A 15928-nucleotide genomic window follows, 5' to 3' on the forward strand; every position below is an offset into this window, starting at 1 on the left:
TGAAAGAGAAGGAATTCATCCTTCTCTTTCCTTTTTTATTCTGATAGTTTTGTAGATGCCCATATTTCCTTCGGATTCACCTCATAAATGCCGTTTTCCCGATACATGAACTGATGGATGATGAACTCTCTCCTCAAGGTGGCGAAATCTTCATGGAATTGTAGAATGTACTCATTCACCTCACTTTCCTTATACTTTTCCCCCACCTTCAGACCTTCCACGAGATGTTCAAGAATAAATAGTTTTTTCTTTTGTTGGGCGGGAATATTTTTGATTCGTCCATTTTTCTCCAGAAAATTATTCTTCACTTTCTGTTTTTCTTTCACTAACTTCTCCGACATAGTCCTGTCCCCTTTCTCTTCTTGAGCAAACCTGTGCAGAACATCCCCGTGATGACTTAATACTTTTTTATTCAAATAGTAGTAAACCGTGTTTTTCTCTTTCCGTGAATAAACAAGATTGCACTCTTTCAGTTTCGTCAAATGATGGGAGATCGTGGGCGCAGTAAGTCCGAGCTTTCCGGCTATGGCCCCTACGTGCAAACTTTCTTCTGCCAATAAATAAACGATTTTGATGCGGGTCGGATCCCCCATCGATTTATGAAACGCGATCTGTTTACTTAATTGCACCATTCCACCTCCTACCTATTTAGACTCCTATCTAATTAGATGATAATCTAGTTAGAATAAATTATCAATGGATATTTTCTGAATTTTCCTCCGCATGATATTTCGTCTCACAAAAACCAAAAACAGGCACTCTCCACACGGAAAATGCCTGTTTCTATTATCTTTCTAATAAAAGTAACGTTTCTTTCTTGTCTATTTTCTTACCTGCATAACCGGTGAGTGTCTTATTTTTCCCAATGACACGGTGGCAAGGGATGATAACGGGAAAACGGTTGGCTTTATTCGCCTGCCCCACAGCCCGGACCGCTCTCGGTCTCTGGATGGCTTGTGCTACATCCTGATACGACCAGGTTTCGCCATAAGGTATTTCCTTGAGGATATTCCATACTTCCTTTTGAAACTCGGTCCCTTCGATTTTCAAAGGGAGATCAAATGCTCTTCTATCACCCTTAAAAAACTCCAGGATCTGTTCCTGTGCTCTTATCAAAATGGGATGATCCGTTTCGATGCAAGCTTCTTCCTCAACAAACTGCACAGAAAGCAATTGAGTCGGATCGGCCATAAGCTTCAAATTCCCAATGGGACTGTGGATTACAATCGTTTCAATGGTCATAATACTGGACTCCTTTATGATTTAGGCAGATAGATATGGAAAACGGTTCCCTCTCCAACAATGCTTTCAACCTGAACGCTGCCCCTATGTTCTTTAATAATCTTAAAGCTTACCATAAGCCCAAGTCCAGTCCCTCTTTCTTTTGTGGTATAAAAAGGTTCGCCGAGCTTCTTGATTTTATCCTTTGAGATTCCGCCTCCCTGGTCTTTAATCTCGATATGAATCAACCCGTCCTCTGTCTCCCCGATGCTGATGGAAATCACGCCTCCATCCGACATGACTTCAATCGCATTCTTAATGACATTGATGAAAACCTGTTTTAACTGATTGGGTTCAGCCACTATGGTTGGAAGGTCTTCCTGATACCTTTCCTCATACTGAACATTATGCATGACAGCCTGTGCACTCAGTAATTCCACTGTATCCTTCATGATCCTGATTAAATTCGTCTCCTGGTATTGGATCGCCTGAGGTTTGGCCAATACGAGAAACTCCGTAATGATTGACTCAATACGCTGGAATTCGGAAGTGATCACATTAAAATACATCTCATGATCTTTACCGACGCTGTTCTCAAGCAGTTGGATGAATCCTTTAAGTGCAGTCATCGGGTTTCTGATCTCATGGGCGATCCCTGCCGCAAGCTCCCCCACCACACTTAATGTGTCAGATTTTCTCAGTTGTTCCTGCATCTCGATTTGATCGGTGATGTCCCGGATGATGGTTAAATTCAGGTTAGAGAGTAAATTGTATTTCGACGATAATTCAACGTATTGAACCCTGTCCCTGGAGGTTGTCAGCGTCTTTAAAAACGTTGCCTGACCTTCCTCCTTCAATTGATGCAGGTAATCCTCATAGGCTTCGTCACCCGGCTCAATATTCAATATCTCCCGTACATCTTTACCGATGAGCTGATCTTTATCCAACGTAATGATGTTACTCACTTCAGGGTTCGCATCAACGACGACATAATTGTGATTGGTCAGAAGCAATCCGTCCAATGAACCTTCGAATATCTTCCGGAATCTCTCCTCACTCTCCCGCAGCTCCTTCTCCATTTGATATCGTTCACTGACATTACGGAATATGGTCATATTATAACCATCCACGGAATGAAGCTTGGACGTGAATTCCAAATGTTTGAGCTGGTTGTTCGGCATGAGGAACAACACCTCATCCCTTATAGCCCCGCTTCTATATAATTGTTCCATGACCAAATCGAACTTCTGGCTTTCCAAAGGATAAACGAAGTCCCTGATTTTTTTTGAGAGGAGCTCGGAAAGTGTGCATTCGAATATTTTCAGTGCTGAAGAGTTCGCTTTAAGTACCCTTCCGTCCTGATCCCATAAGACAATGGCGTCAATTGCTTCTTCAAACAAACCTTTGAACAATTCCTCATTACGCTTCAGTTGAATCTCCATTTGCCTTTTTTCCGTTACATCTCTGAGGATGGCCATGTGGAGCTTATGATGGACGTATGGACTTGTCGTAAATTCCACGATTGACATGCTTTGTGATTTCTTGATCGGAATTTCACCACGGGCTTTTTTATTTTGAGAAATCAATTCTTTGATTTTTTCAACCTTATAATGTGCATTCTCGGGAATGAAGGAACTGATATTCCTCTTGGTGATCTCATCCTTATCGAGGCCCACTTGCAAACTGAATGCATGATTCACATCATTGATATTTCCATTAATATCGAATAACACGATCCCCTCTGAAGCATTCTGGAAGATGTTCGATAGTAAGTGTACATTTAAATGATCTTTGCGCTCCTTCTCCTTCAGTTCCGTTACATCCTTAAAGTATAAATAAGCATTAGGTGAAATGGTCGATTTTTTTAGCAAAAGCTCGACATGGATGATTTTCTTATCATTAACATTCATCAGGGTTTCGTCTTCCAATGTTTTACCCGTTTCCATTACTTCTTTATAATGGGCCACTATGGGCGCGGGCACGGAAGAGAAAAATGAGCTGAAGAGCTTCCCTATAACATTCTCATCATTAGACTCCAGGGTTTCATATGCTTCGGGGTTGGCATAAACGATTTTCAACTCTTCATTGATCACAAGCATCGGCATGGGTGAAGCTGAGCAAATTTCCCTATCGACGGGATGACATAAATCCCTATTTTGCTCTTCCTTCACATTACTACTATTAGTCATTTCCTCATCCCCTTATTATATTAAAAGACGACCATTGGCTTAAATCTTACAGAATCCGCATAGCTCCCCGTACTTCTGGTGATAATTAACAATGAAAATCATGTTTTACTCATTGTATCCTAGGGTAAGAATGAATTAGGATTAAACTTTTCTAAAAGATGGTGAAGATATGAAACAGCGCGACTATTACTTCGACAATGCCAAGTTCATTTTGATCTTTTTGGTGGTATTTGGACATGTCATCCGATCCTATATCGAAAGCGATCCCTTTATCCTTTCATTGTATAAAACGATATACACCTTCCACATGCCGGCCTTCATCCTTGTGGCAGGGTTCTTCGCGAAAGGATTCTATAAAAAAGGATATATCCAGAAACTTGCTAAAAAGTTGATACTTCCCTACATTGTGTTTCAACTGATTTATACGGTGTACTATCATTTTCTTTATCAAAAATCAACATTCGAGGTGGATCCACTTAATCCTCACTGGTCACTGTGGTTCCTTATCAGCCTTTTCTGCTGGAACGCACTCCTTTATGCTTTCATCAAATGGTTTAAATTCAAACCTGGAATGGGCTTGACAGTGGCTTTTTCACTTGGACTGCTTGTAGGGTTCGCTGATGTTATCTCGAATTATCTAAGCTTGTCCCGAACATTTGTGTTCTTTCCTATATTCCTGATGGGGTACTACATGGAGAAGGAGCACTTCGAATATTTTAAAACGGGTAAAGCCCGTTTAGTGGCAGGTTCATTATTTGTAATCGTATTTTTAGGGATGTATTTTATACCTGAATTCTCAGACAAATGGCTCCTTGGTTCCAAACCATACGGAGATTTTGAATGGAACAACGTAATCAGCATGGGTGTCAGGGCGGCTGTTTACTTATTAAACGTCGTGATGATCTTCAGCTTTTTCACATTTGTTCCTACAAAGAGACAATTTTTCACCAAATGGGGGAAAAACACTCTCTATGTATACTTACTCCACGGTTTTCTCATTCGGTTATTCCGTGAAAGCCATCTTAAGGACACGATTGATCCTAACACCAGTCTGTTACTGTTACTCGGGGTATCCTTTGTACTGACGATGATATTTTCAACTAAATTCTTTACCAGTATCACGCAGCCCATCATCGAGTTTAGATCAACCAGGCTGCAGAAACTGCTTTCCAAAAGGGAAATGAAAACAAGATAAATCTCACTAGAAAGGGCTGACCCCATTGTCTTCACGGGTCAGTCCCTTTTTCATGATTACCTATTCAATTTGGTCGGAAATTCAAGCACCCTGATCACCATTCAACACCATTTTCAAAAAAACGTATATTACCTTATACTATTCGCACCTTTTCCTAAAATTCCTTCTAATAGTTACAATAAATTTAAATTCATTTCAGACAAACATTGAGCTTTATCGCAAGCTTAGATAAAATGATAGTCAGGTTGGTTTATTACGTTGTACGAACAACTTGCCACAGATAATCATTTGGTTACTGAAAGTCCCTTTGACTGAGAGTCATATGGACTTAGAATAAAGGAGAATATAAATGAAGAAAGTCGTCTTAAGTACGTTAAATGCAAAATACATTCACACGAATTTAGCTATTCGGTGTCTAAAGGCCTATGCCGAACCCCAACACGAAATTGAGCTCTCCGAGTATACGATAAAGGATCCAACCCTTAATATCGTTACCGACTTATTCTCTAAAAAGCCGGACATCATCGGATTCAGCTGTTACATCTGGAATATCGAAGAAACGATCAAAGTCATTCAGATCCTTCGAAAAATCATGCCGGAGGTGACGATCATCCTCGGAGGTCCCGAAGTGACTTATGACGTTCCCTATTGGCTTGAGCGCCTGGAAGACGTCGACTTCATTGTAATTGGCGAAGGAGAAGAATCCTTCAAACAATTATTGGATCAGCTTGATGGTGATAAAGATTGGTCGAAGGTACATGGAGTGGCTTATTTAGCTGACGGTAAGCCTGTCATCAAGCCACAACAAAATAAAATTGATTTAAGGGAGGTCCCTTCCCCTTTCCGTTTTCAGGAAGATCTGCAAGAGCTCGGCAAGAGGGTTACCTATATCGAGACAAGCAGAGGATGCCCTTTCCGCTGTCAATTCTGTCTTTCTTCTATTGAAGTGGGTGTACGCTACTTTGACCGTGAAAAGGTAAAAGAAGATATCCGATTCTTGATGAAACATGGGGCGAAAACCATTAAGTTTGTTGACCGGACCTTTAATATCAGCCGGAGCTACGCAATGGAAATGTTCCAATTCCTTATTGACGAGCACTTGCCGGGTACCGTCTTTCAATTTGAAATCACAGCAGACATCATGCGTCCCGAAGTGATTGAATTCCTCAATGAACATGCACCACGTGGCCTATTCCGATTTGAAATTGGCATCCAATCAACCAACGATGAAACAAATGATCTGGTCATGAGAAAACAAAACTATAAAAAGCTCACGAGAACCGTCACCATGGTGAAAGAAGGTAAAAAAATCGATCAGCATCTGGATTTGATCGCAGGTCTGCCTGAAGAGGATTACCAATCATTCCGTAAAACGTTCAATGATGTGTTTGAAATGAGACCTGAAGAGCTACAATTAGGATTTCTTAAGATGCTGCGCGGGACGGGCCTGAGAATTCGCGCAAATGATCATCAATATACGTATATGGATACTTCTCCTTATGAAATCTTGGGGAATAACGTATTGTCTTTCGACGATATCGTTCGGATTAAGCAAGTGGAAGACGTATTGGAGAAATATTGGAACGATCACCGCATGGATCGAACGATTGAGTATCTGGTTACTGAATGCTTTGACACGCCATTTGATTTCTTCCAGCAGTTTGGTTCCTATTGGGAAAATCGGGGATGGTCCCGGATCGGCCATCAGCTGGAAGACCTGTTCAAACGACTATTTGAATTTTTGTCCACAGAAACAAGCTTTCAAATATCAGTCATTGAAGGTCTCATGAAACTCGACTATTTAGACAATCAAAAATACAAACCAAGAAAACCGTGGTGGACGCATGAGCTGACGAAGGAAGAACGATCTGCCATTTATCAAAGTCTTTTGGCACAGCCAACCATCGCAGGCGAGGCATTTGCCAATCTGAAATTAAATGAAAAAGAGTTGTATAAGCATACACTCCTTGAAACGATCCGTTCAAAAGAAGGTCAGGATCAATACGTCCTTGCCTACTTTGAACCCTCAACTGGTCAATCAACCGTATTCGAGTTTGAACGTCAACTTGTTCAATGATAAAGAAGAAAAAATGTTAAGCGAATCGCTTAACATTTTTTCTTTTTTTCTTCTGTCTTAGGTTGTTTTTGTGTCACTTCCATTATTTTAGCTGCATTGACATCTCCAAATTCCTGACCGAATTCTTCTCGGAAAGACTGTTTTTTGTCTTTCATCAGCTTCTCCCTTTTTTGCCTTTTGCTGAATTTCTATTCTTCCCTTTTGCCGGATCCTCACCTTGAGAAAACTCAGCAGAAAATTCAGTCTCCTGCTTATTCTTAAGTGGTGTTTGATTATTTTTCTCAGCAGCATCATACTGTGCTTTACGTTTCATTTATATCTCATCTCCTTTGACCTTATTTTTCCCACCTCCCCCCTTTCCATTCTTCTAAAAATAGGTATTCACTCAACTGAATAAATCAATATTTTCTCCGGAAACTAAGGGAAAATGGCGAATGAGGATTGGACATGATATTAATTTTTTTGCTGGCATACGCTTTTTTAGGGTGGAAGTTTGGCAATTGGAAGGATTTTCACTGCTATTATCCCACTTTATTATTTTTCATAGTCGGGGATTTACTTTCACAATTTCTTCTGTTTGATTATTCCATGTGGGAGTTCCGCACGGTTAGCCCCTTTGGCCACTCCCTTTATTTGAATCATACCATTATTTCATTGGGCAAAATGGTGATTCAATATACAGTCACAATCGCCATATTTATCGGGAGACTTCCAACGGGTTTATGGGGGAGGGTTGGCTGGATCTTGTTATGGACAGGTATCTACGGTTTGACAGAAGGCCTTTCCTATCTCATCGGGATGATGACCTACCACAACGGATGGCATTTAGGTTGGGATCTTCTTTTTAACCTCATGATGTTCACAGTACTGATCGTACATCATAAAAACCCGCTACTAGGATGGATCATCTCCATCCCCATCATCCTATTCCTCATGATCCACTTTCACGTGCCCTATTCTGCCTTAAAATGATTGAAACACTTTCATCCTTAATAGGACAAAAAAAACGATGCTGCATGCTGCATCGTTTTTAAAGGTGGCCATTACCCAATGATGACTCGTTCTTTTGGATAGTGGTATTTAGCTGTTTTTTCTTTTCCTCCAATCATAAAGAGGAAGGAGAGAATCCCCACACGACCGATAAACATCAGTGCGATGATCACACATTTGCCGATCGAGGAAAGTTCAGAGGTGATTCCCATGGATAATCCCGTCGTTCCGAACGCGGAAGCAACTTCAAAGACAATCTCCATAATGGAATGGTCCTCAGTGAAAGTGAGGATGATGACAGATAGGAAACAGATAAAAATGGCCATCATCGTCACGACAAGGGATTTGATGACATCCTGATGGTGAATTTCCCTTTTGAATATCTTAATGGTTTGATTTCCCTTTGCAAAATGGAACAAAAATAAAATATTCAGGGCGAATGTCGTGGTCCTGATCCCTCCACCAACCGAGCTTGGTGAGGCCCCGATGAACATAAGGGCACTCATGACCAATAAGGTGGGAGTAGAAAACTCAGCCACATTCATAGTGGCGAGGCCTCCGTTCCTTGTTGTAGCCGATTGGAAAAACGAATAGAAAAATGACTCATGCCACTCCATCCCCTCAAAAAAGCGGTTGTATTCAAAGAGAAAGATGACCAATGTCCCGAATATCATTAATCCAAAGAACGTAACCGTCGTAATCTTTGAATACAAAGAAAAGTGATGTTTGTTTCTCTTCTTGCTCATGAGATAATCCTTCGTCTCGATGAGAACGGGGAACCCAATGGCTCCGAGTGTCAATAAAATGATAGTGATGAACTGGACAAAGTAGTCGTTCGCATACGGAATAAGTGACTGACCTGTAATATCGAAGCCCGCATTCGTCGTGGCACTGACAGAGGCAAATAGTCCATGGATAAAAGCCTGCTGCCACGTGGGATAATAACCTAAGAAATAGACACCTAAGATGAATGCTCCGACGATCTCAATGAAGATGATCAGTAATAATATTTGTTTTAATAAACTTACGAGCCCAGCCAGGCTTGTCTGGTTTTGATCCGTCATGATGAGGCGGCGCTCTTTCAAGCCTATCTTCTTTCCTACGATCAACCAGAAAAACGTACCGAGTGTCATGATCCCAATTCCACCGAATTGGAGAACAAACATTAAAATGAATATTCCCGTTGTATTAAATGTGTCGACCGTGCTCACAACGGTAAGCCCTGTCACGCTCACAGCGCTTACCGCTGTAAAGATTGCATCCAGGAAACTCCACTCTGCCCCGGATTTATGAGCAATGGGAAGACTGAGCAGTACGGTTGCAATCGTGACAGCCAGTAGATAATACGTTACGATCACTTGTGCAGGAGTTAATTTATTTAAATTCAATCTAAGCTTATACCACATGTATGTAATTCCCTTTCAACGTTATTTCCTTTTCTATCTTAAAGAATAAAGCCGAAGAATGAAAGGAAAAATGAATAATTTCTTTTATGATTATTCTTCCTTTTATATGAGCCTCCTAAACCGGCGAGTGTGGTGATTCATATCATTTCTAAGCAAACAATACAATTTCGGCGAAATATTACCATTCATGTTCATGAAGATACTACAAATAATATAGGTACTGAAACATACATTGTTTCAAGTATCCCAGTAAGGAGGAAAACGACTATGGCTAGAAGTTCAAATAAATTACTTGTTCCTGGTGTTGAACAGTACCTTGATCAAGTGAAATATGAAATCGCCCAGGAGTTTGGCGTGACGCTTGGATCTGATACAGTTGCCCGCTCTAATGGATCAGTTGGGGGAGAAATCACGAAGCGTCTTGTGATGCAAGCTCAATCTCAATTAACTGGACAACAAACTAAATAACTTGGCACCCGGGTAGCTGGCTTGTACCAGCTACCCTTTATCATACTCAATAAGAAAGACCCATTCAGATGAATGAGCCTTTTCCTATTTTGTTAGTCATTTTTATTTTCTTTTCTGTTTTCATGACTCTGTTTCTTTTCTTCGTTTCGATTATTTTGATGATCATTATCCTTATCATTGTTTCCATGGTATCCTTGGTCATTTCCCGTAGAATGATCATGCCCTCTATTAGGTTTGTCATTCCCTCGGTTCCAATTGTTACCATTTAAGGGATTTCCCATTTGTGACTTCTCGGACTTTCCCTTCTCCCCTTTATTTTCAAGGTTAGGCTTGTGACGTTGATCATGGTTTTTTTGAGGTTTTTGAGCCTTATCCACATTTTCTTTCTTCTCTTTTACTGGCGGATTCACCTTTTGATTCTCAGCTTTGATTTTTTCATCTATGATAGCTTTCTTTTGTTTCTCTTTTTCTTGTTTGATCATTTTATCTTGAATTTCGTTATCTTCTTTTTTTGATTCATTTTTTACAGGCTTCGTTGTTCGAGTGGAATCTTTTTGTTCAGTTTCACGAATGAGGGAACCTGCAGTCATCCCTTTATCAGAGGCTTTTTCCCTAAACTCCCGGGATGTTTCTTTCATGATGATGTTCGTGGAATGATCAGTACCGTAATCCTCGACAAACTCATTCAATTCGTCGAGTAATTCGGTTTCCCGTTTCGGATCAGAATCATCAATGAAGGAAGAAGTAATGAAAACATTTTGAATACCGTTTAAATATCCGAGTCTTTCACTTAAAAGGAAGATTTTCTCCGTCACTTCACCAACCTCTTCATTTTTCCAATCACCCAGTTCCTTTAAGAGAACCTTGGCATCATCATTGTACGGCTTGATATTCAATACCTGCTGATCTTTATTTAATGTAAGTTCCATACTGGGATTAATATCGACTGAAACATAGGCATAAGCCCGGTTGTTCTGCAGAACAGAACTTGAGAACAAGGCAATGATGACGACAAGAACCGTCAGCAAAGATGTCGACACTCTCCAATTCCAATTCCACTTGAAAATTGATTTTGGTTTATGAGTTCTTGAGTTCAAAGGAAAGAAAGGAATTTCTTCGCCTATCGCATACTGTTGATCGGGCTGCTTTCTTCCTGTAAGAAATTCTCCTTCCGGTGTCATCATCACCAGGTTATCCTGTTTGATTTCCATAATGATCCCTTTTTTCATATCTCTAACCGCCCTTTTAAATAATCCCGTAAATAAACATAATCCCCTATAAGAATGAGAGAAATGGCTATAATATATTTTCTATTTCTCTCAATTGTTTTTCTGGTGACGTTCACCTGTTTTTCTAAATTTTTTATCGGTAATCGTCTTTTTTCTGTAAGATAATCTAAAAGTTCTGGTGAACTCACTACCTTTTTGGCGATTTCTATGGCATTCAACCTTGCATCTTCATGTTTAGGAGATTGTTCAACCAGATCGTGAAAGGACAACTTGTATCGAGCCAGTTGTTCCTGAAAGTAAAGAATCTCTTCCCGTCTCTTTCTGGCTTCCTCCTGTTTTCCGAATTCCTCTACGGACACAATCTGATCTATTGTCAAACCTGGAGAATCTTCCCCATCCTCAAATAAGCCCAAATCGAAGCTTATATCCTGGAACTTCCCATTTTTTCTGATATAATCAATCACTTTCCGCTTGATGATCACTTCAGAGAAACTGATAATGGAAGACCCACGTTGATGATTATATTTTAAAATGGCATCATGAAAGGCAATCAAACCGATGCTGAATTCATCGTCACTTTCATATATGTAACGTTTACAGACCGATGATACCGTTTTTTTAATAAATGGCTTATAGTCTTCGAGCACTGTGTTCAATAATTGCTCATCACCATTTTGTATCTGGACCGCCATCTCTTCAAGCGATTGCTTTTTCTTTTGTTTAGCGAGTAGAAATAGTAGAACATTTAGCATCAGCCTCACCCCATCCTGCACACTATTATACTCATATGGTGTTGAATGTAAAAGGATATTAGGGAGAAAGGGTTGTTTTACAACCCTTTCCTGACTGATGTGTCAATCACTTTCAGCCTCTACATCGAGATCAAGATTCTTTATGATGACCCTTACCGCCTTCTTGTTGTTTGCCGTTCTCACTGTGCTGATGATTTGCTTTGACTGGAGCTGAATGTTGTTTTTTTTCTTCTTTCATCTCTTGGCGGGCTTCTTTTGCTTTTTGTTTGTCTTGTTCACGTACTTCCTTTGCTTCTTGTTTCTCTTGTTTACGTTCTTCTCTTGCTTCTTGTTTTGCTTCTTTATGCTGTGCTTTCCATTCTTTTTTATCTTCTTTTTTCTCTACATGTTTTTTTACTGGTAAAACAGTTTCTTCTTTATCTGGGGTTGTCGTTTCGGTAGTCTGTTCGACCGGAGCTTTTTCCTTTGCCGGCTTTTCTGTCTCTAAGACAGGTGATTCTTCCATAGGAGTTTCTGTATCCTCTTCAGATTCACTTTTTTCAGCCTTTTGCGCTTCATTCTTCTCCAATCTGTCGAGCTTTTCAGCTAGTTTCAAGTAACTCTTTTCAATATTTTTTAGTAAAGCCGCTTTCGCTTTTGGATTTTTGACTTTTTCCATATTTGCTTTAAGTGATAAGATGTTTTGTGCCATTATTTCTTCCATGGCGGTATCATCGGTATTCTCTTCATCCTTTCCATCATTGGAAGTGGCTTCATCTTTTAAGGCATCTTCAGAGGTTGTGTTATCTGAGTCTTCTTCCACTTTAGATTCAGCTTTGTTATCAGAATCAGCCTCAACACTCTCACCATCAGTTGAATCCTTTTCGAATTCATCATCAGACCACTGATTTTCTGATTCTTGCATCATCTCAATCGCTTTATTTAATGCTTCGATGGCTTCTTCTTGTTTATCATCTTTGAATAACTCTTCTACTTCAGCCAATCTTTCTGCAGCATATCCGGCTAATAGCTTGGCTTCTTTAGCATCGTCCATTGTAAATGCAAGCTGGATTTTTTCGATTGCAAGCTTCGCAAAATAGAAAAAATCACCAGGCAATAAGGATGGAGCCTCTGAGGCTTCCTCTAGTTGCTTAATTTCATTTTTTGATGATTCCAACATCGCATCGTCATTTACTGCAACTTCAGGACTGACTGTTTTCTCTTGCTCCAATTTAATGCTGTCAAAGTTATCATCGTTTGAATTTGCATACGCGAGTGATCCTGGTAAGCTAATGGAACTCGCTACAATTACTGCTATTGAAGATTTTACTATTTTTGATTGTTTTTTCATATGTACACCTCAGAAGTTCATTTGGATTTGGCCGATCGATCGCCTTATTAAAGGAGTTACGTTTAAAGAACTTTTTTTGAGGGGGTTCAGCAAAATAAAAGTTTAGAAATTCCATTAGTCAACAGAAAAAAGCTAACGGGAAAACTCCACGTTAGCTTTATATGACGACCTTATTCTGCTTTTGCTTTTCTTTCTATTTCTGCTTCTTCCTGTTTTGCTTTTCTTCTCGATAATAAATACCCACCTACAGATAGCAGGATCAATACGCTCCAGAATACAAGTTTCCACCCTTTTGATTCAGGGAAGTGATGATCCAGAATGGCTACATCAGGATGAGCAAGGGTGAACACGGCAAGTTTCACACCTACCCAGCCAACAATTAAGAAAGCCGCTGATTCCAAGGTAGGGTATTTCTCCAGTAATTTCACAAACCAGGTTGCAGCGAATCTCATGATCACCAACCCGATGATGCCCCCTAGGAACATAACAATAAACTGCCCTCCGTCAATGCCTCCCACATCAAACCAGCCAGTTGGTTGAAGGGTTACGGCCAAAGCAACGGCAGCAAGCATGGAATCAACCGCGAATGCGATATCCGCAAGTTCCACCTTGAGTACCGTAGTCCAGAATCCAGAGCCTTTCGCCGGCTTCTCTTCTACAGCCCCGGTGTCCTTCCTTTTCTTCACAAAGTGGTGAATGGCCACGTAGAATAAATAAATCGCCCCAATCGCCTGAACCTGCCACACATTTACCAAGAATGAAATGAGAAATAATGCAGCAAACCTAAAGACAAAGGCTCCTAAAAGACCGTAAAAAAGTGCTTTTTTCCTTTGTTCCACAGGTAAATGTTTAACCATTACAGCCATTACCACCGCATTATCAGCAGCTAAAATCCCTTCAAGACCTACCAATATCAGCAGGACCCATCCATATTCCAATAACATCGAAGCATCCATACCTCTAGTCCCTCCCTATTTACATAGTTAGTTTTCCAATAGGCAAGGAATTTTATAAAAATAAAAAGACCCTTGCCTAAATAAGGCAAAGGTCTTGCTTAGCATACGGATATGCCAACAAAGCCGATGGCATACACCATGAATTGACGACTTTGTTTAGGTATGAAACCTATAGCTACTCCCCTTTGACAGGTAGAAAACGTTCATTTGTATACATTTATTTTATCTCAAAAACACCTATTCGTAAAGAAAAAAATTATTGAACCCGTATCAGGATTGCTCGTATCAACAGCCCCAGCAACACTCCGGGAATCACAAACAAAATCGGTAGAAAAATCGGCCCGATGAATTTCCCGAATAGGTAGACCTTCGGGGAAAACATCAACCCGACCGTTACCATGTAAGCTGACATAACAAAGGGTAAAAAGCTATACTTTTCCTTTTGGCCATCTGCAATCTTATACGCATCCCACATGGCAAACATATATAAACACGGATAAAACATGAGCCACTGGTAATCAAGTATCTCTGCTGCTTTATGTGTATCGCCTAAAAAACTGTACATGATCCCCAGATTGAAGTTACTTTGAATATTGATAATGATCTCAAGAAGCACAAACAACGTTCCCTTAAACCATAAACCGACGAGTAATTGAGGAAAACCCGGCAGTGCAATACTCCAAAGGATCCCTTCTAATTTTGTAATGGATGCTTTCATATGCACCCCGTCGAAAGTGAGGAGTGGTGAGATAGGATGCGTCTTATAGGCTTATGGAAAGGACTGTGTTTGTTTCTGTCAGGGTATGGCGTAAGTGACATCTTGAGATTCCTCCTATTGATGCTTCTCCCTTTATTTTTACCATATCTCTCCCAATTATTACGATGATTGCTTGTTAGAATGTTTCCATACCTCTTTTAATCGATCTTTACGTGCAATCGCTCATCAGAGGCGTGTTCAAGATAAAACTCAACCATCTTTTCGATCTGGCTGGTAAGGGAAGGGCATAAAATCGATTTCCCTTCCAGGTCTTTTCGGGCATGTTGGCAATTGAATTTACCTTGGAACGTAAAATAGTCCAATGCTTCCCGTTCGACTTTTAAATAGCGTCGTATGAACCGGAAACCAAGTGCCCAATTGGATAGGGATAATGGAATACTCCCCATTGGTTTCTTTTTTAACATATGCCATAAAATATGCTCATACACATCCTTAACCATCAGTGGTACTGGATCGGTCAGATGATACGTCTTTCCTTTCCCAACCTCCTCATGTCCAAGATAAATGGATGCTTTCACGACATATTCGACGGGGACGATATTTATATAAGAGGTACCCTCACCTAGAAATGGAATCCAAGGCAGGAAAGATAATCGCTTAAACATATTCATAATAAAATACGGTCCATGAAATTTCACGGTTTCGCCTGTTTCTGAGTTTCCTTTCACGATACCCGGTCGGATGATCGTGATCGGCAGTTTGTCCTTCAATTCATCCACCAGGACCTCTGCTTCATATTTAGTCCTTTCATAGAAGTTATGGAAACGATCAGGACGTATCAACTCGTCCTCCATGAGTTCACCTTTACGTGATCCCGCTATGAAAGCGGTGGAAAAATACACGTATCTTTTTAATCGAGGGAAGGTTTGGCAGAAATCATTAACCTGACGTGTGCCTTCTACATTTATATTTTGTGCAATATCCTGAGGGACTGCAAGGTCATAAATGGCTGCTAAGTGCCAAACGTATTCCACTTCCTCCCTTATCTCGAGGATTTTCTCTTCTGCCATATCAAGATTCTTTCGGGTAATGTCCCCTTCTACCAGGATAATCTCTGCATCTGACGAGAACCCCAGCTTTCTTATTCCCTCTTCAGCCTGCTCCCTCATTGAATCAAGGTGAAGTAAGTATACCTTTGAAACCTTATCCTGTTTGAGTAACTCTCTCACAATATTATGACTTAAAAAACCCGGAAACCCCGTGATCAAATAGATCCCTTTTTCCATTTCAATCTTCTCCCCCGCTTGTGACCATTATTTTGATAAAAAAGAGCTACCCTTTCGACTAAGGTACCTCATCCTTTTAGGAGGTGACTTCTTAGCATGCGGGTTAGCTCT

General features: G+C 40.3%; 16 protein-coding genes and 1 riboswitch. Of the genes, 4 read left to right on the forward strand and 12 right to left on the reverse strand.

Going from position 1 to position 15928, the window contains the following annotated elements:
- Positions 1-35: 35 nt before the first annotated feature.
- The 3 genes from ATG71_RS18665 to ATG71_RS18675 all read right to left on the reverse strand — a co-directional run bounded on the left by ATG71_RS18665 (position 36) and on the right by ATG71_RS18675 (position 3410).
- A complete protein-coding gene (locus tag ATG71_RS18665; protein ID WP_098441899.1) occupies positions 36-629 on the reverse strand; it encodes a DUF2087 domain-containing protein in 594 nt (197 codons plus the stop codon).
- 157 nt (positions 630-786) lie between these two features.
- Positions 787-1242: a methylated-DNA--[protein]-cysteine S-methyltransferase gene (locus ATG71_RS18670; RefSeq protein ID WP_098440956.1), complete on the reverse strand. Its 456-nt coding sequence runs from the start codon at positions 1240-1242 to the stop codon at positions 787-789.
- 14 nt (positions 1243-1256) lie between these two features.
- Positions 1257-3410 (reverse strand): PAS domain S-box protein, encoded by a 2154-nt coding sequence (locus tag ATG71_RS18675; RefSeq protein ID WP_098440957.1) that lies wholly within the window; start codon positions 3408-3410, stop codon positions 1257-1259.
- A gap of 169 nt (positions 3411-3579) precedes the next feature.
- On the opposite strand from ATG71_RS18675, the gene ATG71_RS18680 reads away from it, so the two are divergent.
- Together ATG71_RS18680 and ATG71_RS18685 are read left to right on the forward strand one after the other, a co-directional pair.
- Positions 3580-4605 carry an acyltransferase family protein gene (locus ATG71_RS18680; protein WP_098440958.1) on the forward strand — a complete coding sequence of 342 codons (1026 nt, stop codon included), beginning with the start codon at positions 3580-3582 and terminating at the stop codon, positions 4603-4605.
- Between the two features lie 349 nt (positions 4606-4954).
- Positions 4955-6682, forward strand: a complete 1728-nt coding sequence (locus tag ATG71_RS18685; RefSeq protein ID WP_098440959.1) for a B12-binding domain-containing radical SAM protein — start codon at positions 4955-4957, stop codon at positions 6680-6682.
- 29 nt (positions 6683-6711) lie between these two features.
- Here ATG71_RS18685 and ATG71_RS23840 read toward each other — a convergent pair whose 3' ends face one another.
- Positions 6712-6837, reverse strand: a complete 126-nt coding sequence (locus ATG71_RS23840; RefSeq protein ID WP_261751324.1) for a hypothetical protein — start codon at positions 6835-6837, stop codon at positions 6712-6714.
- Positions 6837-6995: a hypothetical protein gene (locus ATG71_RS23475; protein WP_098440960.1), complete on the reverse strand. Its 159-nt coding sequence runs from the start codon at positions 6993-6995 to the stop codon at positions 6837-6839. The genes ATG71_RS23840 and ATG71_RS23475 overlap by 1 nt, the downstream gene beginning before the upstream one ends.
- A gap of 134 nt (positions 6996-7129) precedes the next feature.
- Here ATG71_RS23475 and ATG71_RS18695 point away from each other — a divergent pair, with 134 nt between their 5' ends.
- Positions 7130-7654: a hypothetical protein gene (locus tag ATG71_RS18695; protein ID WP_098440961.1), complete on the forward strand. Its 525-nt coding sequence runs from the start codon at positions 7130-7132 to the stop codon at positions 7652-7654.
- A gap of 71 nt (positions 7655-7725) precedes the next feature.
- Here ATG71_RS18695 and ATG71_RS18700 read toward each other — a convergent pair whose 3' ends face one another.
- Positions 7726-9078, reverse strand: coding sequence for a TrkH family potassium uptake protein (locus ATG71_RS18700; protein ID WP_098440962.1), 1353 nt, complete (start codon positions 9076-9078; stop codon positions 7726-7728).
- Between the two features lie 267 nt (positions 9079-9345).
- On the opposite strand from ATG71_RS18700, the gene ATG71_RS18705 reads away from it, so the two are divergent.
- Positions 9346-9546 (forward strand): alpha/beta-type small acid-soluble spore protein, encoded by a 201-nt coding sequence (locus ATG71_RS18705; protein ID WP_098440963.1) that lies wholly within the window; start codon positions 9346-9348, stop codon positions 9544-9546.
- Positions 9547-9638: 92 nt separating this feature from the next.
- Here ATG71_RS18705 and ATG71_RS18710 read toward each other — a convergent pair whose 3' ends face one another.
- From ATG71_RS18710 to ATG71_RS18735, 6 genes are all read right to left on the reverse strand, one after another.
- On the reverse strand, positions 9639-10775 hold the full coding sequence (locus ATG71_RS18710) for an anti-sigma factor domain-containing protein (RefSeq protein ID WP_098440964.1): 1137 nt from the start codon (positions 10773-10775) through the stop codon (positions 9639-9641).
- On the reverse strand, positions 10772-11527 hold the full coding sequence (gene sigI, locus ATG71_RS18715; RefSeq protein WP_098440965.1) for an RNA polymerase sigma factor SigI: 756 nt from the start codon (positions 11525-11527) through the stop codon (positions 10772-10774). The genes ATG71_RS18710 and sigI overlap by 4 nt, the downstream gene beginning before the upstream one ends.
- A 130-nt stretch (positions 11528-11657) precedes the next feature.
- Positions 11658-12857, reverse strand: a complete 1200-nt coding sequence (locus ATG71_RS18720; protein WP_098440966.1) for a DUF5667 domain-containing protein — start codon at positions 12855-12857, stop codon at positions 11658-11660.
- A 170-nt stretch (positions 12858-13027) separates the two neighbouring features.
- Complete coding sequence (locus ATG71_RS18725; protein ID WP_098440967.1) at positions 13028-13813, reverse strand: TerC family protein; 786 nt, start codon at positions 13811-13813, stop codon at positions 13028-13030.
- A 100-nt stretch (positions 13814-13913) separates the two neighbouring features.
- A riboswitch (yybP-ykoY riboswitch) is annotated at positions 13914-14009 on the reverse strand.
- 60 nt (positions 14010-14069) lie between these two features.
- Positions 14070-14531, reverse strand: coding sequence for a hypothetical protein (locus tag ATG71_RS18730; protein ID WP_098440968.1), 462 nt, complete (start codon positions 14529-14531; stop codon positions 14070-14072).
- Between the two features lie 197 nt (positions 14532-14728).
- A complete protein-coding gene (locus ATG71_RS18735) occupies positions 14729-15817 on the reverse strand; it encodes an SDR family oxidoreductase (RefSeq protein WP_098440969.1) in 1089 nt (362 codons plus the stop codon).
- Between the last annotated feature and the right edge of the window lie 111 nt (positions 15818-15928).

Source organism: Bacillus sp. es.034, from assembly GCF_002563655.1.
GTDB lineage: Bacteria > Bacillota > Bacilli > Bacillales > Bacillaceae_B > Rossellomorea.

Bases quoted from the DNA above. Each gene is read 5' to 3' on its own strand.
- ATG71_RS18675 (WP_098440957.1), bottom strand. From the start codon at position 3,410: ATGACTAATAGTAGTAATGTGAAGGAAGAGCAAAATAGGGATTTATGT.
- ATG71_RS18670 (WP_098440956.1), bottom strand. From the start codon at position 1,242: ATGACCATTGAAACGATTGTAATCCACAGTCCCATTGGGAATTTGAAG.
- ATG71_RS18695 (WP_098440961.1), top strand. From the start codon at position 7,130: ATGATATTAATTTTTTTGCTGGCATACGCTTTTTTAGGGTGGAAGTTT.
- ATG71_RS23840 (WP_261751324.1), bottom strand. From the start codon at position 6,837: ATGAAAGACAAAAAACAGTCTTTCCGAGAAGAATTCGGTCAGGAATTT.
- ATG71_RS18685 (WP_098440959.1), top strand. From the start codon at position 4,955: ATGAAGAAAGTCGTCTTAAGTACGTTAAATGCAAAATACATTCACACG.
- sigI (WP_098440965.1), bottom strand. From the start codon at position 11,527: ATGCTAAATGTTCTACTATTTCTACTCGCTAAACAAAAGAAAAAGCAA.
- ATG71_RS18710 (WP_098440964.1), bottom strand. From the start codon at position 10,775: ATGAAAAAAGGGATCATTATGGAAATCAAACAGGATAACCTGGTGATG.
- ATG71_RS18700 (WP_098440962.1), bottom strand. From the start codon at position 9,078: ATGTGGTATAAGCTTAGATTGAATTTAAATAAATTAACTCCTGCACAA.
- ATG71_RS18720 (WP_098440966.1), bottom strand. From the start codon at position 12,857: ATGAAAAAACAATCAAAAATAGTAAAATCTTCAATAGCAGTAATTGTA.
- ATG71_RS18730 (WP_098440968.1), bottom strand. From the start codon at position 14,531: ATGAAAGCATCCATTACAAAATTAGAAGGGATCCTTTGGAGTATTGCA.
- ATG71_RS18725 (WP_098440967.1), bottom strand. From the start codon at position 13,813: ATGGATGCTTCGATGTTATTGGAATATGGATGGGTCCTGCTGATATTG.
- ATG71_RS18680 (WP_098440958.1), top strand. From the start codon at position 3,580: ATGAAACAGCGCGACTATTACTTCGACAATGCCAAGTTCATTTTGATC.
- ATG71_RS18735 (WP_098440969.1), bottom strand. From the start codon at position 15,817: ATGGAAAAAGGGATCTATTTGATCACGGGGTTTCCGGGTTTTTTAAGT.
- ATG71_RS23475 (WP_098440960.1), bottom strand. From the start codon at position 6,995: ATGAAACGTAAAGCACAGTATGATGCTGCTGAGAAAAATAATCAAACA.
- ATG71_RS18705 (WP_098440963.1), top strand. From the start codon at position 9,346: ATGGCTAGAAGTTCAAATAAATTACTTGTTCCTGGTGTTGAACAGTAC.